This window comes from Wolbachia endosymbiont (group A) of Andrena fulva, from assembly GCF_964026815.1.
Lineage (GTDB): Bacteria > Pseudomonadota > Alphaproteobacteria > Rickettsiales > Anaplasmataceae > Wolbachia > Wolbachia pipientis.
Genome location: NZ_OZ034701.1, coordinates 574684 through 594199, shown reverse-complemented (window position 1 = coordinate 594199; position 19516 = coordinate 574684). Strand labels below are relative to the sequence as shown.

Below are 19516 nucleotides of genomic sequence, written 5' to 3'. Positions count from 1 at the left end.
AAAAATCTAGATGTAGATGAAGTTTTGTAAAGACATACAGTATCTATATACTGCAAAAAATTGAACATAAGACGCCGATACATTAAGTAATCCTTACCTTTTAATCTGCAGATTGGCGAAAGCAAATACAATAGCTTCACTATCATGATAAGGGCGCTGGCGAAGGGTGTCAAGTAAGTTTTTTCGTTTCTATTCCCAATAAAAGTTTGTTATATGGTTATGCAAGAAGTCTAATGAATCGCGGTATGACGTCTTAGCTATAGATGCTGGTTTGTGTGATTTCAAGAGAAGCTTAGTAGATAAGTTGTGTTTTAAACCAGATTCGGTATTTTAAACTGAACATTTTCAATAATACCACCTGGCATAACTGAAATTTTTACACTCAGGTTTACTTTTAGGTAGTCCATTAATTCATCAACCAATATGTCAGGAGCGGAAGCACCTGCAGTGATTCCTATCTTTTCTACGCCCTGGAACCAGCTTTTATTTACACATCTGTAATTATCAATCAAGTAGGCTCTTTTTCCTCTGGCAGTGCACAGATCTAATAAGCGGTTTGAATTTGAGCTATTTTTACTTCCTACAACTAATACCATATCTACAATTTCAGCTAGCTTTTTAACAGCATTTTGTCTGTTTTGCGTTGCATAGCATATGTCCTTTAAATCTGGACCTGTTATGCCTGGAAACCTTAATTTCAAGGCAGCAATAATGTCACGGGTATCGTCGATGCTTAACGTAGTTTGTGTAACATAAGACAAATTATCTGGATCTTTAACCTTTAAATCATATACATCCTGCAAAGTTTGCACTAAAGTGATAGGATTGTTTACTCTTCCCCTAATTCCCTTAACTTCTGGATGGTTTTCATGTCCAATGAGAATTAATTCTTTACCACTGTTTTCATACCTTTTTGCTTCTTTATGCACTTTGTTGACTAAAGGACATGTTGCATCAATCACTTGAATACCCTTTCTTTTTGCCTCATCTTCTATATTTTTTGATACTCCGTGCGCGCTGAAGATCAGTATTCCTTCATTATCTTCAATTTCCTCGATACTGCTTACAAAAACCACTCCTTGTTTCTTAAAGTCCTCTACTATATATTTATTGTGAACAATTTCGTGTAGCACATAAACTTGGCGCTCGTTTTTGTATTTTTCTAAAGTAATAGCTAATATGTCCACAGCTCTTTTTACCCCGGCACAAAAACCTCGTGGTTCAGCTAAGATGATTTCCATTTTTGTCAAATCAAGTAAATATGCAAGCATTACTTAAAAATAAGCTCCGCTCACTGTGTTTTATAGTACCATTATTTATATTTTATATAATAATTATTTTTCGCATATTCTCTTTAACATTTGATCAACTTACTACTTCAGAAAATTTTAGAAAAGATAATATAGTACATAAACAACCTGATATTTTAGATAGAAATGGAGTGGTAATAGCAACAAATGTGCCCACAACATCACTATATATAGATGCAACCAAAGTAAAGAATCCGGAAAGTATAGCAGCACAACTGTGTTCTACTTTGCATGACCTCGAATACAAGAACTTATATAGAGTACTTACTTCAGAAAAGAAATTTGCTTGGATAAAGCGGCACTTGACTCCAAAAGAATTACTAGCGATCAAAAACGCTGGTGTACCAGGAGTAAATTTTTATGACGACATAAAGCGTATATATCCTCACAGTAATTTATTTTCACACGTGCTTGGTTACACTGACATAGATGGCAATGGTATTGCAGGAGTTGAGGCGTATATAAGTAAAAACAATGAGCAAGAAAAGCCCATAATACTATCCTTAGATACACGAGTGCAAAGCATAGTGCATGAAGAGCTAACTAAAGCTGTAAGCAGATATCAGGCACTTGGCGGAGTAGGAATTGTTTTAAATGTGAGAAATAGTGAAGTCATCTCGATGGTCAGCCTACCTGATTTTAATCCCAACTTACAGAATAAGGCAGAAGACGTACAAAAGTTTAATCGCGCCAGTCTTGGGGTATATGAGATGGGGTCGGTATTAAAATACTTTACAATAGCCGCAGCGCTTGATGCGAACGCTACAAAAACTAGCGATTTATATGACGTATCAACACCAATCACCATTGGAAAGTATAAAATTCAGGATTTTCATAAATCTAAAATTCCAAAAATTACTGTGCAAGATATATTTGTAAAATCATCCAACATTGGTGCAGCAAAAATTGCAGTCAAACTAGGTATTGAAAAACAGGTAGAATACTTTAAAGCTATGAAGCTATTTTCTCCTTTGAAAATAGAAATACCAGAAAAATCCACACCGATAATCCCGGATAAATGGAGTGAAAACACTTTAATAACAGCATCTTATGGTTATGGCATAGCTGTAACTCCTATACATCTTGCACAAACTGCAGCAGCATTAATCAACAATGGGATATTTCATAACGCAACCTTGATGTTGAATAAAAGAAGTATAGGAGAGCAAATTATCTCAAGAAGAACTTCCAGGGAAATGAGAAAATTATTACGTGCAGCAGTAACAGATGGCACTGGCAGAAAAGCAAAAATAAAGGCATATTCAATAGGAGGAAAAACTGGATCGGCGGAAAAAGTTGTAGATGGTAAATATAGCAAAGATGCAAACATAGCATCATTTATAGGAGTGCTAACTATGCTTGACCCAAGGTACATAGTGCTAATTGCTATTGATGAGCCTCAAGGGATGCACCATACCGGGGGAATAATTGCTGCGCCTATAGTAAAGAACATTATAAATAGAATAGTGCCTATACTAAATGTTACACCTGAGATGTAAAATTATGATTGCTTTACTACAACTTCAAATTTATCATCACCAAAATCCTTATTAATATACCAAGAACCATCATCTTTAGTTACAAATTCAAGACCTTTAAGGTCTTTTTTTATTGTCTTTCCATTTTGACCATCAATAGCGATATTAATATCGAATGTAATAATGTCTAGATTTATCATAGCTTCTTTCCCGCTGCACGAATTTAGACTGAACTTGCCTAACATGACATCATTAAAACTCACTTCCCCTGTATAGACATCACACTGACCGTCCACACAACACGTAGTTTCAATATAGAAAAGGTCTGACATATAAAACACCTTACGTTTATAAAAAAAGAGCTAAAGCCCTACGCCATACCGTTATAGTCAGTAAACCTAGAGCACTTTAGCTATAATACAGCTAAGAATGTAAAATTCAACAGTTAATTGTGTAAGGAAGTCTAAATTACTATATCTTAGAGGAATGGCTGTTTAGTTTTTTTGTTAATCTTTTTTACCATGCTGTCAATCATATGCTTTATCCCTTGATATACAGAGTATGTACTTTCGTCGCTACGCATATAAGCAGAACAGGAAAATACATTATGTTCTTCGTCTTCTATTGATAACCCTGTATCACACTTTATGTGTTCGCCGCCAAGCTTTTCTATCAACTGTTCTTTGTCATCTCCTATAGTTACCTTAACCTTACTTTCTTCTTTACCTATCTTGCTACTTAAAATTGAAACAATGATGGCTGGAGATATGCATATCGCTCCTATTAGCTTTTTTGTAACAAAGAATTCTGAAACTAATCTTTCAAATTCAGGCATTACTGTCACCATGTCTTTATTTTCAGCTAAGTCAGATAAATTTTTCGCAACCCCGTATCCACCAGGTACAACTAGCATGTCAAAATTTTCAGCTTTGGCTCCTTTTAAGTCATATATTTCGCCTCTTGCGATTCTTGCTGATTCTGCAAGCACATTCCTTTTTTCTTTCACTGCCTCTTTTGTTTTATGATTCATAACTTGTGTGATATTGATGTCAGGTGCAAAGCATTTAACATCCACTTCCTGCTGATCAAGCACAAGCAAACTTAAAACCACTTCTCTTACCTCTGCACCGTCAAGGTGACCACACCCTGATAAAACCACAGCAGCTTTTAATTTTTTTTCACCCATAAAGTACCTTAATTTCATGTAATCTAGATATTTTAATACAAATTATATATTTGGAAAGGGGTAACTATATTAATTACCTCATATTTATTATAATATAATTAATAATTAGTATGTATAATCAAGCATGTTTATAATTGACAGAAATTGAATATGGTACAAGGTGGTGCAACAGATACTGGTGATTCAGAGGTGTTGATTGAAAATATAGTAAAATATATTAGTGGAAAAGAAGATTTGTTACAACAACTGGAGGCGCTATTAAAACTAAATAGCCTTCAAAAGGAAGGTGAAATTTTTGACGAATCAGCTATTAAGCATGTGTCTGAATTGCTGATGAAAGATAAAGATCTTTTGAAGAATGCAATAGATATTGTAAAGGAGTATCTTGAGAAAAACAACAATGAATTAAAAATATTGCTTGAACAAGTAAATAAAGTAAAAGGCATGGAGGAAAAGCTTGAAGCTTTAGGCAATCAACTGTTAGTTCAAGGAGTGATAGGTGGAGCAGCAGTTACAACATTAACGGGTACACTGGCAGGTTTATTAACAGTAGGAGGAGTGACTGGTGCATTAATTGGTGGTGGAGCAGCATTAGTAGGGTTTGTGGCACTATTTGCTATAGATGCTATTGGTTATGCTATATATCAGCATAGAGGTGAGATAAAAAAAGGTGCGATTGATGCAGGAAAGGCAGTGAAAAGTTTTGTGAAAAATGTAATCGATAAATTGACTTGGGAAAAGACTAACTTCTCTAGATTAGAGAAAGAGTTCATTCACGATATGGTATACCCTACAGACGATGAAAAATCAAAAGAGGCCCAGAATAAAATAAGGATCATAAAAATGCTTCAAGACGAAGGGAAGCGATCTGCTATACAAGAGTTAGTAAAGAATGGAACCATTCAAAATTTTTCAAAAGATGACATGAGCAGACTTATGAACAAAGGTCTTAGTACTCATGAAAGTGATATGGAAGCATTTAAGAACCTTGTCGATCAATTTCAACCTGTAATTATGGCAATTGGTAGTGACATAAAAGAGGTAGAACAAAAAGTTAATGAGAAAGCTCAGGAAATGAAGCCAAATTCTCACTTAGGTATTTCAAGTGCTGCACGAGTGAGTGAAGGAAGAATCACAGGACCGAATTGATGCATTTGAGGAGCGTTTTGACGCAAAAATTACTATTAGAAAGTGGAATTACGCTATTCCTTTCTATCCACTTTCTTGAGCAATCCACTTTCAAATCTAACACACATCTCAGTGATTATAATATCCAATTTTTGATCATGTTGTTCTACAGGTAAATCTTTACAATATTGTTTTTCATAGGCTACACCTATAAATATTTTTCCAAGCGGCCGTAATTTTTTTATCATTGTATCATACCAACCACCGCCAAAACCTAATCTATTAAAATGATCATCAAAAGCAATAACAGGAGTAATGATTACGTCAGGAATTATGTCTTCATTTGTTTTGTTCCATTCCTCAAATTTTAGTAACTTATTTTTATTAGGAATTGCTACTTTATAATCTAAATCGAGTAAACTATGCATCAAAGGCACAACATCTATTTCCCCATCCATTGGAATGTAAGCTGCTATTGTTTTGCCTTTAACGTAACTTAAGTTCTGATTAAAGAGATTAATAAGGGAATTTGCCGCATAACTGGAATAACTTTCATCAATATCTTTTCTTATAGCTCTATATTGCTCTCTTATCTCCTTTTTGTGCTGTTTAATATCTTTGAACATGATCTATCCATTTCGCAGTAAGTTTTTCTTGTAAACTATTTTGCTTCAAACGCTCACTTAAAAAGTCAAAGTCAATAAACTCCATATCCTGGTCTTGATTACTGCAACTATAAACAAAACTCCTTTCTCCTGTTTTCGCATTTATATGTTGCTGCACACACTGAGCGCAGATTTCTTTCATCATACACTGCATAGGAGAATTAACTGATGATATTGCTATGTGGCTTGATTTCAGATATGGCTTTAAAATTGTTTTTCTAGCTTCATTCACAGCTTTCATCATTTTATCAGAACCAATAGTGATAATTTTATCTATAGCGTTCAAATTAATACCTAATCTTCCTTGTTGATAAGAGACTATTGCATCAACTATATTACCATGAAAGGATTTATCTTGATCTCTGCTTGTTTCTATCAATCCTTCTTCACATGCCCAAACTACTGCATTTGATGCACGTTCTATCAGTGCTCGTTTAAATACATCACTTAACTTCTTATAGCCAGCGAAGTACAAAACCTTGTTATTATTTTCAAGACATGCCTTCCCTATCGAAAATAATACTGCATTTCCAACTCCACCACCAATTAGCATTATATTCTTCATGTGCTATTTTAACTATATTTGTTCAAATTTTTCGAAATTTTGTAGAACAAAGGCACACAAAGACAGAGACAAGGACACTCTCTGACTTCAACTAAACCGATAACTGACAGCTGCACTTTTACGTATAATATCCAATAACAAGTTGCTTTGTATCATAATCTTTTGTTGGTACATCTGCTGTTTAATTGCTTCTATATCCGCTGCATTACTCTTGATATCACACAACATCATTAACTTTGCAGTGCCATTTTCTCTAAATTCTACTATTTCATTCACACTTGTTTTACTAAATAAAATCTGTAAATCAGGATTTAAATCTCGCATTTTTATTTCAAATTCCTTTGCGTTTGGCAACTTAAAATTATCTGCCAATTTATCAAAATTTAAACAATTAACTTTTTGCTCCTTGAGATTATCTAATAAACTTTCTGAACCTTCAACCACAATCTGTTTTAATTTTAAAGTGCTTTCCAGCAGTGCATGATTAAGTTGTACTTTATCTATTACTTTTATAACAGAGTAACCTTCACTAAAACTGAATGGACCTGCTATGTCGCTGACTTCTAATCCTTCTAAAACGCTCTTGAGTTTGCCTTTCAACTGACTTAAATTAACTGTTGCTTTACGCATCTTTATTAGAGATTCTGGGTTATTACTGTTGCGTAATTTTTTTACTAAATCTTCAGCTATACCATAAACGTCCTTGTCTTTTTGATCAGGAATTATAAACTCTTGGAACGTGATAAGATAATCCGGCTTTTCTGTTTGCCTTTTTACATCATCTACTTCTTTATCGCTTATATTAATAAATGGCACAATTCTTACTTCAATAATTTTGCTCCACAGTAACTGACATTTTATTTGTTTTCTTAAAATACCAAGATCTATATTATGCTTCTCTATGTATTGATCAACTTCATTAGCCTTAAGTTTAAAACTTTGGGTTAAAAATAACATAATAGCATTATCTAACTCCTCGTTGCTCAATTTTATATTCAGCCTCTGTGCTTCATTGATAATGATAATTTCGTCTATTAGCTCCCTAAGCACTTGAGGCTTTGCTTCTTTTTGATTAACACTTTGAGTGCCAAACAATGAATTTATAAAGTTGATGCGTTTTTCGATATCTAAATTTGAAATTGGTTCACCATTTACATCTGCAACAATTTCAATCTCGGTTGCAAGCAACCTAAGTGGCAACACTATCAACAGTAAAATTAGTATTTTATACATACAAGTAAAGTTGTTTAGTTAATAACCAATTCTATAATAAATACTGAGTCAATGCTAGCCAACTTTTTAATAGTGATCTCAGTGACAATGGAAATAAAAACCATTGCAACAAAATCAGGTACGCTGGTAAATAGGCTAAAAACATGCTAATATAGCGAATTTAAACCGTGCTAAAAACAGTATACGGAAGGAGAGGGATTCGAACCCTCGATACGACTTTTGGGTCGTATAACGGTTTAGCAAACCGCCGCCTTCAGCCGCTCGGCCACCCTTCCAAATTTAGAACCTAAAGATTATATAATACCAAGACCTCTACCACCTGTCTAATGCTTTTAATTGCAATATTTGTATCTGTTCAGATGCATGGCTAATGCTGAAACAAAAATTCCAGTGCTCCCTTTCTTGTCATCCCAGTGCCCAGACACTGGGATCCAGGATTTTGATTAGCACTAAGTTGGTGAGCATATAAGTGTTATGTTAAAATATAACGTTTTTACGGAAAGTCTGGATCCCAGTGGGCTTTGTTGCATAGCAACTGAAAAAATCTGGTGGCTACTGACAAAATTCATTATAAAATAGCCATTTAACCTTGAAAGAAAAAATATGCCACAAAAAATGAGGGTCAGTAACCATAGCGAATATAACAAATTTCTAGAAAAAAGAGGAAATATTTTTCATTATATCAACGAAGCCATAGAAAAGTGGTACGAGAATGGTCCAAAAATACCAGGTGGCAACAATATTTATAGCGATAAAGTTGTAATTTTGGTGCACATAATAACTTGTTTATTTAGAATAGGCCTGAGGCAAACAGTTGGGTTTATAGCAGGATACCTTGAGCAAATTGGGAAAAATTTGCAAGTTATCAGCTATTCACAATCATCAAGAAGGTTTAAGAAACTCAATATTAAGATCAATGATTGCAGAAAATAATATGGAAGATATCGAAATTGCTATAGACAGTACAGGAATTAGTATATACAACAACACTCCTGGTCATAGCAAAGAAAATAGCGAAGATAGAAAGTATCGCAGCTATGAACAGACAAGAAAATTGCATGTAATGTTGAATACAAACAGCAAAAAAGCCATAGCTGTAAAATACAGTAACGGCTGATCACTATGGAGCTTGTGATTTGCTAAAAGAAGTCGATTTTCAGTATGTCATAAAAGTATAGCATTTCTCATAATAGTCCGAACAGGTCATAGGAAGGCAGAATCAACAGCACGACGAAAGGATTCGAATAGAGGAATGTTTTTCCTGGCTCTGTTTTTTATAGCAAACCAATGATGCTCAATTTTGTTGAAATCTGGAGAATAAGGCGGCAGATACAAAATTTCTGCACCAACCCCTTTAGCAAGCTCGATAATCTTATCAGACTTATGAAAAGTAGCATTGTCAAGAATGACAGTCTGTCCAGGTTCCAAGATCGGTGTCAAAAATTGCTCAAACCATCCATTAAAAACATCCATATTACAGTGGCCTTCAAAGGTTAACGGAACAACTATCTTTCTTCCACTTAAGGCTGCAACCATACTGATTCGTTGAGTTTTCTTTCCAGATTTTAAGGCATAAAACCGCTGTCCTTTCTGGCAATATCCGTAGGGGTAGTCTTCGGTGTTATCAATGCCAGACTCATCTATATACACTAAGTTTTTAGGTTCTTTTGTCGCTATAATTTTCAAAAATTCAGCACGTTTTTCTTCGTTTCTTTCCTTGTATCCATATGTCTTTTTTTGCGCGTAAATCCAATTTTTTTAAGGGCTCGATAGATCGTTTGGATACTAACGTTGTTCCAAAGTTTAGCCATTTCCGATAGAGTCTTTCCTCCGTGTTCTCTGGCAAATTTGGCAAAGGTATCCCAGTCGGTAATTTTGTGATTGTAACCCCCATTTCCAAGTTTTTTTGATTGAAAGTCTCCTGTTTCTTTTCTTCTTTGCTGCCACTCCCATAAAGTAGTTCGTCCAATCTTAAATCTTGCTGCCACTGTTTCTCTGCTTTCTCCTTCGTCTAGCGCTTCCATTGCTTTTTTTCTTAAATCATAACTATATGCTGCTGGCATTCAACCTCCTTATCATCATCTACCCTTATCCTATCACATCCGGACTTTTATGGAAAGAGCTATAATAATGAGAAAAAATAAATTTTTTTATTGGAAAAAACATTAAACGTTGCCCCACTAAAAAATTGTAAGATGGCGAAAGTCCAAGTATATGCTGAATTAGCCAGTGCAACTTGTGCGATTGTAAGTCCAAGTTCCCTTTCAAGATTCACACTTATAAAGGCATAAATTATCTGCATATTGCTGAATATAACAACCAAGTTACTAATCAGCCAAATGAACCAAGCCTTAGCTCTGCTTTCCATAGGATTTATTTTTAAAGTAGCTTATTGATAACTTAACACTAAGTCTCTTTTTAGGCTATTATTTCCTGACTACTGTTGTAGCTAACCCAAAAAAGGTTTCCCTATGTCATACCGTCACGAACCGTCATACCGTCGCGGTATCTCTTAGCCGCTAACACGTAGCGGGATGACGGTTGTCAGGGTGTCATCCCAGCGCCCCTATGATGTCATCCGAGTAGCCAACACTGGTTTCCATCCAAGACGGTGTCATTCCAGTGCTTGACACTGGAATCCAGACTTTAATTGTTATACTTGTAAATAATCTGGTGAAAATAAACGTTCATCTCAAAATGCAGTATTTTTGTTGAAATAGCTCAACTGGATCCCAGTGTCTGGGCACTGGGATGACACCATAGGAGGCTACTTGGATGACAAAAAAAGGAGCACTGGGATGACAGCAGTCCTACGTCATACCGCCGCGGTATCTCTAGATCCCGCTAACAAGCAGCGGGATAACGAGCTTATCGTCACGCCGCCACGAACCGTCATACCGCGATTCATTCGCGGTATCTCAGCCGCTAACAAGTAGCGGGATGACGGTTGTCAGGGTGTCATGGTGCGCCAAGAAGTGCTTGGAGAACAGTTGGTGAAAATCCAACACAAACAAAGTCTAGCCAACAGTTTGGAACAGACCACTATGTTGCATGAGGTAACGAGTGTAATAGAGCTAGTGGGATGGACAATGCAGGGCACAACGGAAGTGAAGGAGTGGAGTCCCGAAATACCTGAAGACATAGAGGTCGACATGTTCATGGCCATGGAAGACAGCATGAAGGATAACGTAAAGGCAAGTTATCACTCACTCTATCGGGATCTGAGACCGTGCCATGTATTGAAATGGACTTCAAGTGAACTTGGGAGATCCCATGCATTCCTATTAAGGTACGTTGGAACAAGTCAACAAAGGCAAGAACTAGCGGAAGATGCAGGGGAAGTCGGACTGATTGATAGTACTCAGAATGTGGGAAAGCCACGTACAAGGGGAAGCGATCAGCAATATAGTAACTGGAATAGGGATTGCTATGCCAATACAACGGAGGTAGGAATAACATGCGATATAAACTAAACCAGATAGCAGTAAGAGCAAAGCAAGATAAGCGACTAAAATTCACATCGTTAGTCCATCTGATAAATACAGAGAATCTTGCGAGATGTTATAAAGAACTGAAGCGTAACAAGGCTTGTGGAGTAGACCAGATAACAGTGGAATCATACGGAGAAAATCTGAATGAGAAACTCGAAGTGCTAGTAGAAAGTATGAAGAGGAAGCAATATCAACCACAACCAGTAAAGAGGGTATATATACCGAAAGCTGGAAGTAAAGAGAAACGCGGACTCGGAATACCATCGACCGAGGATAAATTAGTACAGATTATGCTGAAGAAGATATTAGAAAATATTTACGAGGCAAACTTTCTGGACAGCTCATATGGATTTCGACCAGGAAGAAACTGTCATCAAGCGGTAAATGCACTAGATAAAGCAGTTATGTACAAGCCAATAAACTACATTGTAGAAGTGGATATCAAGAAGTTCTACGATAATATACAGCATAAATGGCTAATGAGGTGTCTAAGGGAACGAATAACTGACCCAAATTTGCTGTGGTTAGTAAAGCGGTTTCTCAAGGCAGGGATAGTCGAAGCTGGAAATTATGAAGCAACAAAACAAGGTACACCACAAGGCGGTATAGTAAGTCCTGTATTAGCAAATATATACTTACATTATGTGTTGGATTTATGGATAGAAAAGAAATTTAAACCAAGATCCAGAGGATATATACAAGTAATAAGGTTTTGCGATGATTTTGTGGTTTGTTGCGAAAGTAAGGTAGACGCGGAAGAATTTCTGGAATTACTGAAACAAAGGCTAAATAAATTTGGGTTGGAAGTATCTGAAAACAAGACCAGAGTAGTAAAGTTTGGCAAGAGGGAGTGGCAACGAGCGATAAGAGAGAAACGAAGGACGGAAAGTTTCAATTTTCTGGGGTTTACGCACTATGGTGCAAAAAGTCGTCGTGGTAGATTAATGATGGGACATAAAACCTCTAAGTTAAATCTAGCCAGAAAACTAAAAGAAATCAAGGAGTGGTTGAAAATAGTCCGCGGAAGTATTCGACTTAAAGATTGGTGGCAAGTACTGAAGGCTAAATTAACAGGACACTATAACTACTTTGGTATTAGCGGAAATTATTGGTGTTTGAAACAATTTTACACATCAGTAAGAAAGCTAGCATTTAAATGGATAAATCGGCGTAGTCAGAAAAAGAGTATGACCTGGGAACAGTTTGTACACTACGTAGAAGTAAATCCATTACCAAAGCCAAAAATACATTTTTCTTTATATGCATAAGAGGGACGACTGTGAAAACTAATATTGATGAGCCGTGTGCGGGAAATCTGCAAGCACGGTTCTTTAGGGGGAGTTGTAGTAATAAAACTCAAACGAGAGGAGTAAAGCTACAGCTTCTACCGAACAATTCAATTCTGAATACGGCTATATAAATGCAGTTTATGATCATAAGGAAAAGTATCATATAGTGAAGGATTTCATAGAGAAACCTGAGCATGAATTAAGTAACGATCATTATTGGAACTCTGGAATATTTGTGTTTAAAGCAAAACGCTACATAGATGAGATCAAAAAATCTGCCCTGAATCTTTACAATTCATGTTTTAAACATTTCACACCGCAAGAGAGATTTCTATATTTAAAACAACAAGATTTTGCAGGAATTAAAGACATATCCATTGATTACTTGGTGATGGAGAAAGCAAAAAACGTTGCAATGATAGAAGCTAATTTCGATTGGTTGGATGTTGGAACTTGGAATTCAGTTTTAGAATTGAGTGAGAAGTTTAGTAAAGAACCGGTGCCATTTCAGCATGTGATTAGAGAAAAAGAACCAGTTTCAACGACAGAAAGTAATAAAAATTTATTGGGTGGAGCTTGTAAGCAACCAAACAAAAGTCTAATTTCATTTATTCATAAAGTTAAGAAAGTAAAGGCGATAAGGAAAGAAGTTAAACCATGGGGATTTTGTAGTATAATTTTAATGAGCGAAAATTTTCTCATAAAATATCTTTTTATAAATCCATTAAGCTGCACTTCTAAGCAATTCCATCACTATAGAGATGAATACCATATGGTACTATCAGGAGTTGGGTATGTTAGTTTAGACGACAAAGAATATGCTATAGTAAAAGACCATATGATAGAAATCCCAAGGGAAGTTTCCCATAGGATTGAAAATAGAAGCACAAGCTTTCCACTTGAAATAGTTGAATTTCAGATAGGAGAGCATTTATCTGATAATGATATAGTGAGGTTGGATGATGTATATGGAAGATTTTGAAATTCTAATGTTAAAGATACTCTATAAGTCTGCTAAATTTAAGGAAGCAAAAATCTCTAGTTTTCAAATAAAGAAAAGTCTACAATTATACGAAGTTTCAAAAATATAATGTCTAACCTCAAAATATTTTGTAATGTCCATTGCCTTTGAAATTACTATGGCTGCTTGCTATTTGCGAGCGAAAAATGCCAGATTTTGCTCTATAATGACTTTGTTCTCTATTATCGGCATTGCCCTTGGAGTTGCAACACTAATAGTGGTGATGTCTGTGATGAACGGATTCAGAGCAAAGTTGCTTGACTCAATACTTGGCATTGATGGCCATATTAACGTTTATTTTGATAGGAACATAAATTCAGATTACTACGCAGTTTCAAAATCTATTGAGAGAATTCCTGGTATATTAAAAGCTACTCCTATGACCAATGATCAAGTCATTATTGCAGCAAATGGTAAAATTGCAGGTAGCGTAGTGCGAGGTGTGTCAACTAAAGACTTGCTTGATAGTACTGCCGTTACAAATAATGTAATTATAGGTGATGTAAAAAAATTTGATGAAGGGATAATAATAGGAGCACGATTGGCAGAAGCTTTGAACATTGACTATGGCGACGAAATTACGTTTATATCATCTGAAGAATTTGATGCATTACTTGGTGAAATGCCGCGAATGAAAAAATATAAAGTTATAGCAATATTTGATATGGGTATGTTTGAGTATGATAATACCTTGATATATATGCCTCTAAAATCAGCACAAGCCTTTTTTAATTATGAAAATAGCATAAAAAATATAGAAGTACTTGTAGACGACGTTACTAGAGCTGATAAGCTGGCAGATGCTATAGAAAAAGAAATAGGAATGGAAGCTGAAAGTTGGCAATCACAGCAAAGCCATTATTTTAGTGCTTTAAAAACTGAAAGAAATGTGATGTTTTTAATTCTTACTTTGATTATAGTTGTAGCAGCGTTTAATATTATCTCAAATTTAATGATGATAGTGCAAGAAAAGAAATCCGCGATTGCAATTATGCGTACATTTGGTGCAACAAGTGGAAGCATTATGCGCATATTTTGTGCTTGTGGTCTATTAATCGGTTTTACGGGAACTTGTCTTGGCTGTATTATAGGTGTCGTTTTTTCTCTCAATATCGAAAGCATTAGAGTGTTTTTAGAAAACATTACTAACGTCAAGCTGTTTGATCCTATGATATACTTTTTTTCAAGTTTACCAATGATATTAGTTCCTCAAGATGTAGTGAACATTTCTGCACTTGCATTATTCTTATCATTTTTAGCGACAATTGCTCCTGCATTACAGGCAGCTGCACAAGATCCTGCAGAGATATTACGTTATGAATGATACTCAGCAAAAGTACATAGGTTGGTTCTTAATTGTATTGTTATTTACCGGTTACATCACAATAAATAACATAATCTTTTTAAAAATAAATCAGCAAGAGAGTGAAAACAATGTGAAAGCTTTAACGGAAAACATGGATGAATTTAGAATGTTGCTTGAAGTTAATCAATCTAGAATAGAAAAAAAGATATTTGACCTCAAGAGAAGTCAGCATACTCAATGTGAGCAAGGTGATAATAACTCAAGATGTAAGAACCTTGCAAAATTGCTATTACTTGTGGTTAAAATGAAGAATTCGTTATTGCGAGAAGCAAAATTTGATAACCATATAAATTCAATAAAGCCTTTGATATCAGAGCTTGACGATCCAGAGATAGAAAATGCAGTAGATGAATTAGAAAATTTGAAAGAGATAAATACCTTACACGAATTGAAGTTATCTTTTGAAAAAACTATTGATACTATCGATTACAACAAAAGTACATTGTCTAAAAAAATCATTTCAAACTGGATAAAGGTAGACGACCGAAATGATCCATTAAGAGTAAAATTCGCAGAAATTGAGGAGTCAATAAATGATAATGATTGGCAAAATATAACTGTTACAGTAAGCAATTTAACGCATTCAGAATTCAAGCCATGGCTGAATAAATTGAATGGTTTTATTGTAGCTTCTAAGAATATTTCAACAATATATCATCACTTATTACAATATATCTCATGATTTATTTTATAATTTTCGCTTTTTCGTTTTTATTTGGTATATGGGTCAAGGTAAGTGGTGAAGTAATAAAATTGGAATTAGGCAATTACACTATAAGTATTGATCTATATTTCATTATTTTTACTTGTGTAGTTTTATTATTTTTATTAATTACACTTGTACGCTTTTTTTCCTCCATTTCATCAACATTTGCCAACATAAGAAATAGAAGAAGGGATAGGGAAGAATTGCTTCTCTTTGAAGCTTTCTTTAGCATAGACTTAGACAATATAGAGAATGCCCAAAAGCTAGTTAAAAGTCTGAGTGAGGAGAGCGATAGGTTGTCTTTAATAAAGCTCTTTAACTCAGGTAAGACGGGAAATTACAGCTTTTTCAGTAACGGTTTAACAAATATTGCAAATAAAAATCGTAACTTAGCTCTACTTCTAGCCAATAAGCTGATTGTCCACCTCAAACAAGAAAAAGTAGTCTTTCAAAAATTTATAGAATATTGCTCTAGTTCAATTAACGATAAAATGCTATCTATTCCCTTTCAAATAGAGCATTGCATATTGAAAGAAGATTGGATTAATGCAATTTTGAGGTTGAAGGAAGCAGTTAAGTCCAATATTTTTCTCCCCTTTGATCATAAAGAAATGTTTGCAGTGTTTTATTGCGCTTTAGCAAAGCAATATGAAAGTAAAGGAGATTTTAAGGAGGCTATAAAGTCTTTATTTAGAGCACAACGTTATAGTGCAATTTTTCAGCCCATCAATTATTTAAAGGCAGAATTATATATTAAACTTGGAAAAATCAGAAAAGCTTCTGCAGTGCTAGAGGCAGAGTATACAGTAAATCCTACTCCTCAGTCAGCTAAAATGTACATCAATTTAAATAGTAAAGGTGCTGAAAGACTATACAACTTACGCCCTGATTATTATTTTAGTTACTGTTTACTTGCTTTGTCCTCAATGAGTTCAGGTAAATATGATCTTGCAAGTCAATATTTAGACACTGCTATGAAAAAAGCTAATTACATGTCAATCTACTTTATTGTAATACAACTCAAGGTTACATTGCAAGAACACGACAAGGTAATTTATTGGCTAAACAAGATGGGCTCAGAAGCTTTGCCTGATCCAGGCTGGAAATGTAAAAATTGTAACAGGGAACTAGAACAATGGGATCATAAGTGTTCAAGTTGTAATAGTTTTAATTGTGTTTATTATATATTATAAAATTCCACAAAGTGTAGAAATTACCATTAGGCTACTTTCACATTGATATTGCTGAAGTTAGAGCACTTTCTTAATATAATCCTTATCTCCAAACAATAAACCTGCAAGTTTCTTAGCTAGACTTGGTTTTAATGTCAAAAAAACTTGCTTTTAGACACTAACAGTTATATATTTTAATAAATCAGGGTTGTATACAAAATGAAGAGCTTAAAGGAATTATCCTTAAGAATTAAGAATATTAGGTCTGTACAGAAAACCACGAAAATAATGCAAATGGTTTCTGCAGCAAAGTTGTTACAAAGCCAAAAGAAGTTATTAAATTCAAAATTATATGTATCTAAGCTGCATAACATTATTTTTTCATTAATGCTATCAGTTGATCAAGAATTACTGGCAAAAATTCTAAATGTCAGTAACGACGGTTCTTACCTAGTATTCATTATTGCGTCTGATCGTGGCTTGTGCGGCAACTTTAACTCTTCTATTGTCAAATTTAGTCAAGAGCGTGTAAATAAGTCAATCGCAAATGGCAAAAAAGTAGATATTGTATTTCTTGGTAAAAAAGCTTTTGATGTAGGTAAAAATAGATTTGACTCTAAAAGTATCTTAAAAATTGAAAATAGTAAGGGAATCACGTTAAAGCACGTAGAAGCTTTGGTTGATGGTATAGATTTAAGTAAATACGATAAAGTTAAAGTTTTTTATAGTAAATTCTATAATACCTTCACGCAAAAACCAATGTTGGAAACAATAAAACCATGGAGTAAAGACTCATCCTTGATTGATAGCTCTCTGGCTGGTCCAACAACAGATTACGGCTATGAGTATGAACCACAAAATATTGAATTTATTTTAAAATCTTTAGTTCAAGATTACGTTGTAATTGCTCTTTACTCTGCTTTACTTGAAAGTGCAACGAGTGAGAATAGTGCTAGAATGGTTGCTATGGAATCAGCAAACAGAAACACTAAAGAGATACTGAACAAATTAGCATTGCTTTATAATCGTTCTCGTCAAGCAGCGATTACGACTGATTTAATTGAAGTTATAGGTGGTGCAGAATCTTTATAGAAATCTAAGGAATAGAAAATGAATATATTAAATATTGCAGCAGATATTACTAAACTAATAAAAAAGCAAAATCAAGATGCGGAAGTTACAATATATGAAACTAATAAGACTTCAGTTTCTCAGCGTCTATCAAAAATTGAGCAAATATCACAATCTAAAAATTGCACTGTAGGAATCAGAGCTATAGCAGGTAAAAACAAAGCTGCGTATATTTCTACAAACGATTTGAATAATCTGAGTGATACAGTAAGCCAAGTGGTAGAAATGGCAAAGAATGCGCCAGAAGATCCTTGCATTAATTTTGCTGTAAATGGTAGTAATTATATCTCTTCTGCAGATTTAAGTATCTCAGATAATAATGTTGTAACCGTTGATAACCTAAAAGAAATTGCTGAAGCTGCAGAAAATTCAGCCCTTGCACATAAGAGTATCACTAATTCTGAAGGAGCCTCTTCTTCATACGCTTTAGTGAATACAGTATTATCGACTGTTTCTGGTTTTATTGGCTCGTTTAGTAAATCAACCTTTGCTAATCAGGTCTCTGTTGTTGCTGGAAGAGAAAGTGAAATGAAGGTTGGTTACGATTATGATATAGCATGTAATTTTAGTGATTTAAAGTTGCCAGAGTTAATGGGAAAAGAAGCAGCAAAAAGAGCAGTTGATCAATTGAATTCACGTACAATGAAAACTGGTAAATTTCCAGTTATTTTTGAAAAAAGAGCAGCAAAAGGGCTAGTAAAAAGTTTTGCTTCTGCTATAAATGGGAGCAGTATTATAAGCAACAGTTCTTTCTTGAGGGGTAGTTTAAACGCTCAGATTTTCAACGATAGAATTAATATTATCGATGATCCATTGTTGCCAAGAGGCATAGCATCGAGACCATTTGATGGAGAAGGGATAACTAGCAAGAAAAATATATTTGTAAAAAACGGAATATTACAAAATTGGATTTTAGACTTATACTCGGCTAGAAAATTAGACTCAGAAACAACCGGAAGTGCAACTCGTGCAAGTAATGCTGCAGTTATTCCTGCAGCTAGTAACCTCTACATTGAGAATGGTGATGTATCGTTTGAAGAATTAATTCAGGAAGTGAAAGAGGGAATATATGTAACTGATTTATTTGGTTTTGGTGTCAATTTAATCAATGGCGATTACAGCCAAGGCGCTTCCGGATTTTTTATAGAAAATGGAAAAATAACGTATCCAATACATGAGATTACCATTGCTAGCAATTTGAAGGATATGTTTAGCAATTTAGTCGTTGCAGATGATCTAACTTTTTGTGGGCAATTTAATTCACCAACGATTAAAGTTAGCGAAATGACGGTTGCAGGTTCGCTTAACGATTAAAAAATTTATTTGCATCAAGTACAACAATTGTGTATTATTGTCATGTAATGTTAAGAATAGACTATGGAGTATAAAGGTTTAGTTTCAATAGCTAAGCTTAAAGCATTCTCAATCGTAATTTCAAAGTTTTTCATCACATTAGTAATGTTAGTTAATAATTTAGGAGTTGTTTAAATGGAATTTGGTAATGTAAAATGGTTTAATGCCGAAAAAGGCTATGGTTTCATCAAGCCAGAAGGTAAAGGGGGTGACGTTTTTGTACATATTAGCACATTGGAACGTTCGGGAATAAGACCTGAGGCACTTAAAGGAGAGAATAAAGAGAAGGGAATAAAAGGAGAAAGGGTGAGTTATGAGGTTAAAGAGGAGCGCGGTAGAAACGGAGAAGATAAAAAATCTGCAATAAATTTAAGATTGGAAGATTAATCTATTATGAAGTCTTTTAACAGGATTAACGTATT

At 34.6% G+C, this 19516-nt stretch carries 21 protein-coding genes, 1 tRNA gene and 1 pseudogene; 14 read left to right on the top strand and 9 right to left on the bottom strand.

Translation table 11 applies throughout. The features are described from left to right. Window positions 1-311: 311 nt before the first annotated feature. Entirely contained in the window at window positions 312-1241 is a 930-nt protein-coding gene (gene ispH / locus AAGD84_RS03005; protein WP_264329845.1) for a 4-hydroxy-3-methylbut-2-enyl diphosphate reductase, read from the bottom strand. 20 nt (window positions 1242-1261) lie between these two features. Here ispH and AAGD84_RS03000 point away from each other — a divergent pair, with 20 nt between their 5' ends. Next, on the top strand, window positions 1262-2809 hold the full coding sequence (locus tag AAGD84_RS03000) for a peptidoglycan D,D-transpeptidase FtsI family protein (protein WP_264723071.1): 1548 nt from the start codon (window positions 1262-1264) through the stop codon (window positions 2807-2809). A 2-nt stretch (window positions 2810-2811) separates the two neighbouring features. Here AAGD84_RS03000 and AAGD84_RS02995 read toward each other — a convergent pair whose 3' ends face one another. Together AAGD84_RS02995 and elbB are read right to left on the bottom strand one after the other, a co-directional pair. Further along, complete coding sequence (locus AAGD84_RS02995) at window positions 2812-3120, bottom strand: hypothetical protein (protein ID WP_010081942.1); 309 nt, start codon at window positions 3118-3120, stop codon at window positions 2812-2814. A 146-nt stretch (window positions 3121-3266) separates the two neighbouring features. Next, the gene (gene elbB, locus AAGD84_RS02990; protein WP_264723070.1) at window positions 3267-3974 is read right to left on the bottom strand and encodes an isoprenoid biosynthesis glyoxalase ElbB; all 708 of its coding nucleotides are present in this window, start codon (window positions 3972-3974) and stop codon (window positions 3267-3269) included. A gap of 150 nt (window positions 3975-4124) precedes the next feature. Here elbB and AAGD84_RS02985 point away from each other — a divergent pair, with 150 nt between their 5' ends. Beyond that, window positions 4125-5123: a glycine zipper family protein gene (locus AAGD84_RS02985; RefSeq protein WP_341818128.1), complete on the top strand. Its 999-nt coding sequence runs from the start codon at window positions 4125-4127 to the stop codon at window positions 5121-5123. A 53-nt stretch (window positions 5124-5176) separates the two neighbouring features. On the opposite strand, the gene AAGD84_RS02980 is transcribed toward AAGD84_RS02985, so the two are convergent. The 4 genes from AAGD84_RS02980 to AAGD84_RS02965 form a co-directional block, all read right to left on the bottom strand. Then, a complete protein-coding gene (locus tag AAGD84_RS02980; protein WP_264723067.1) occupies window positions 5177-5728 on the bottom strand; it encodes a 5-formyltetrahydrofolate cyclo-ligase in 552 nt (183 codons plus the stop codon). Continuing rightward, window positions 5712-6332 carry an oxidoreductase gene (locus AAGD84_RS02975; RefSeq protein ID WP_264723066.1) on the bottom strand — a complete coding sequence of 207 codons (621 nt, stop codon included), beginning with the start codon at window positions 6330-6332 and terminating at the stop codon, window positions 5712-5714. The genes AAGD84_RS02980 and AAGD84_RS02975 overlap by 17 nt, the downstream gene beginning before the upstream one ends. Window positions 6333-6419: 87 nt before the next feature. Then, complete coding sequence (locus AAGD84_RS02970) at window positions 6420-7565, bottom strand: SurA N-terminal domain-containing protein (RefSeq protein WP_265038289.1); 1146 nt, start codon at window positions 7563-7565, stop codon at window positions 6420-6422. A gap of 184 nt (window positions 7566-7749) precedes the next feature. Further along, window positions 7750-7840, bottom strand: a tRNA-Ser gene (locus tag AAGD84_RS02965). A 328-nt stretch (window positions 7841-8168) separates the two neighbouring features. Here AAGD84_RS02965 and AAGD84_RS02960 point away from each other — a divergent pair. Continuing rightward, the gene (locus AAGD84_RS02960) at window positions 8169-8498 is read left to right on the top strand and encodes a transposase (protein WP_007548762.1); all 330 of its coding nucleotides are present in this window, start codon (window positions 8169-8171) and stop codon (window positions 8496-8498) included. Next, complete coding sequence (locus tag AAGD84_RS02955) at window positions 8482-8682, top strand: hypothetical protein (protein ID WP_010082383.1); 201 nt, start codon at window positions 8482-8484, stop codon at window positions 8680-8682. Before AAGD84_RS02960 ends, AAGD84_RS02955 begins: the two co-directional genes overlap by 17 nt. Window positions 8683-8768: 86 nt before the next feature. Here the strand turns inward: AAGD84_RS02955 and AAGD84_RS02950 are convergent. Together AAGD84_RS02950 and AAGD84_RS02945 are read right to left on the bottom strand one after the other, a co-directional pair. Next, a protein-coding gene (locus AAGD84_RS02950) for an IS630 family transposase (RefSeq protein ID WP_264705388.1) occupies window positions 8769-9628 on the bottom strand; the annotation gives its coding sequence in 2 pieces (ribosomal slippage) (window positions 8769-9304 and window positions 9304-9628; 861 coding nt in all). Between the two features lie 65 nt (window positions 9629-9693). Continuing rightward, window positions 9694-9933, bottom strand: a pseudogene (locus tag AAGD84_RS02945) (MFS transporter); the annotation flags it as partial. 592 nt (window positions 9934-10525) lie between these two features. Between AAGD84_RS02945 and AAGD84_RS02940 the strand changes: the two are divergent. From AAGD84_RS02940 to AAGD84_RS02895, 10 genes are all read left to right on the top strand, one after another. After that, complete coding sequence (locus AAGD84_RS02940) at window positions 10526-11038, top strand: hypothetical protein (protein ID WP_245611107.1); 513 nt, start codon at window positions 10526-10528, stop codon at window positions 11036-11038. Continuing rightward, complete coding sequence (gene ltrA, locus AAGD84_RS02935) at window positions 11023-12324, top strand: group II intron reverse transcriptase/maturase (protein WP_338476458.1); 1302 nt, start codon at window positions 11023-11025, stop codon at window positions 12322-12324. Before AAGD84_RS02940 ends, ltrA begins: the two co-directional genes overlap by 16 nt. A gap of 11 nt (window positions 12325-12335) precedes the next feature. Further along, a complete protein-coding gene (locus AAGD84_RS02930) occupies window positions 12336-12476 on the top strand; it encodes a hypothetical protein (protein ID WP_265038183.1) in 141 nt (46 codons plus the stop codon). Next, a complete protein-coding gene (locus AAGD84_RS02925; RefSeq protein ID WP_341818161.1) occupies window positions 12473-13327 on the top strand; it encodes a sugar phosphate nucleotidyltransferase in 855 nt (284 codons plus the stop codon). The genes AAGD84_RS02930 and AAGD84_RS02925 overlap by 4 nt, the downstream gene beginning before the upstream one ends. A gap of 133 nt (window positions 13328-13460) precedes the next feature. Next, entirely contained in the window at window positions 13461-14690 is a 1230-nt protein-coding gene (locus tag AAGD84_RS02920) for a lipoprotein-releasing ABC transporter permease subunit (protein ID WP_265034996.1), read from the top strand. Continuing rightward, window positions 14683-15414, top strand: coding sequence for a hypothetical protein (locus AAGD84_RS02915; protein ID WP_038250643.1), 732 nt, complete (start codon window positions 14683-14685; stop codon window positions 15412-15414). The genes AAGD84_RS02920 and AAGD84_RS02915 overlap by 8 nt, the downstream gene beginning before the upstream one ends. Continuing rightward, the gene (locus AAGD84_RS02910) at window positions 15411-16631 is read left to right on the top strand and encodes a heme biosynthesis protein HemY (protein WP_341818127.1); all 1221 of its coding nucleotides are present in this window, start codon (window positions 15411-15413) and stop codon (window positions 16629-16631) included. The genes AAGD84_RS02915 and AAGD84_RS02910 overlap by 4 nt, the downstream gene beginning before the upstream one ends. 198 nt (window positions 16632-16829) lie before the next feature. After that, window positions 16830-17702, top strand: a complete 873-nt coding sequence (gene atpG / locus AAGD84_RS02905; protein ID WP_010081973.1) for an ATP synthase F1 subunit gamma — start codon at window positions 16830-16832, stop codon at window positions 17700-17702. Between the two features lie 18 nt (window positions 17703-17720). Next, complete coding sequence (locus AAGD84_RS02900; RefSeq protein ID WP_010081974.1) at window positions 17721-19055, top strand: TldD/PmbA family protein; 1335 nt, start codon at window positions 17721-17723, stop codon at window positions 19053-19055. A gap of 174 nt (window positions 19056-19229) precedes the next feature. Beyond that, window positions 19230-19481, top strand: coding sequence for a cold-shock protein (locus tag AAGD84_RS02895; RefSeq protein ID WP_006279919.1), 252 nt, complete (start codon window positions 19230-19232; stop codon window positions 19479-19481). Window positions 19482-19516 lie beyond the last annotated feature (35 nt).

Excerpts from the sequence above, each read along its gene's own strand:
- AAGD84_RS02895 (WP_006279919.1), top strand. The coding sequence starts at position 19,230 with ATGGAATTTGGTAATGTAAAATGGTTTAATGCCGAAAAAGGCTATGGT.
- AAGD84_RS02995 (WP_010081942.1), bottom strand. The coding sequence starts at position 3,120 with ATGTCAGACCTTTTCTATATTGAAACTACGTGTTGTGTGGACGGTCAG.
- AAGD84_RS02910 (WP_341818127.1), top strand. The coding sequence starts at position 15,411 with ATGATTTATTTTATAATTTTCGCTTTTTCGTTTTTATTTGGTATATGG.
- AAGD84_RS02970 (WP_265038289.1), bottom strand. The coding sequence starts at position 7,565 with ATGTATAAAATACTAATTTTACTGTTGATAGTGTTGCCACTTAGGTTG.
- AAGD84_RS02960 (WP_007548762.1), top strand. The coding sequence starts at position 8,169 with ATGCCACAAAAAATGAGGGTCAGTAACCATAGCGAATATAACAAATTT.
- AAGD84_RS02900 (WP_010081974.1), top strand. The coding sequence starts at position 17,721 with ATGAATATATTAAATATTGCAGCAGATATTACTAAACTAATAAAAAAG.
- AAGD84_RS02975 (WP_264723066.1), bottom strand. The coding sequence starts at position 6,332 with ATGAAGAATATAATGCTAATTGGTGGTGGAGTTGGAAATGCAGTATTA.
- AAGD84_RS02920 (WP_265034996.1), top strand. The coding sequence starts at position 13,461 with ATGTCCATTGCCTTTGAAATTACTATGGCTGCTTGCTATTTGCGAGCG.
- ltrA (WP_338476458.1), top strand. The coding sequence starts at position 11,023 with ATGCGATATAAACTAAACCAGATAGCAGTAAGAGCAAAGCAAGATAAG.
- elbB (WP_264723070.1), bottom strand. The coding sequence starts at position 3,974 with ATGGGTGAAAAAAAATTAAAAGCTGCTGTGGTTTTATCAGGGTGTGGT.
- ispH (WP_264329845.1), bottom strand. The coding sequence starts at position 1,241 with ATGGAAATCATCTTAGCTGAACCACGAGGTTTTTGTGCCGGGGTAAAA.
- AAGD84_RS02980 (WP_264723067.1), bottom strand. The coding sequence starts at position 5,728 with ATGTTCAAAGATATTAAACAGCACAAAAAGGAGATAAGAGAGCAATAT.
- AAGD84_RS02940 (WP_245611107.1), top strand. The coding sequence starts at position 10,526 with ATGGTGCGCCAAGAAGTGCTTGGAGAACAGTTGGTGAAAATCCAACAC.
- AAGD84_RS02915 (WP_038250643.1), top strand. The coding sequence starts at position 14,683 with ATGAATGATACTCAGCAAAAGTACATAGGTTGGTTCTTAATTGTATTG.
- AAGD84_RS02955 (WP_010082383.1), top strand. The coding sequence starts at position 8,482 with ATGATTGCAGAAAATAATATGGAAGATATCGAAATTGCTATAGACAGT.
- AAGD84_RS02985 (WP_341818128.1), top strand. The coding sequence starts at position 4,125 with ATGGTACAAGGTGGTGCAACAGATACTGGTGATTCAGAGGTGTTGATT.
- AAGD84_RS03000 (WP_264723071.1), top strand. The coding sequence starts at position 1,262 with ATGCAAGCATTACTTAAAAATAAGCTCCGCTCACTGTGTTTTATAGTA.
- atpG (WP_010081973.1), top strand. The coding sequence starts at position 16,830 with ATGAAGAGCTTAAAGGAATTATCCTTAAGAATTAAGAATATTAGGTCT.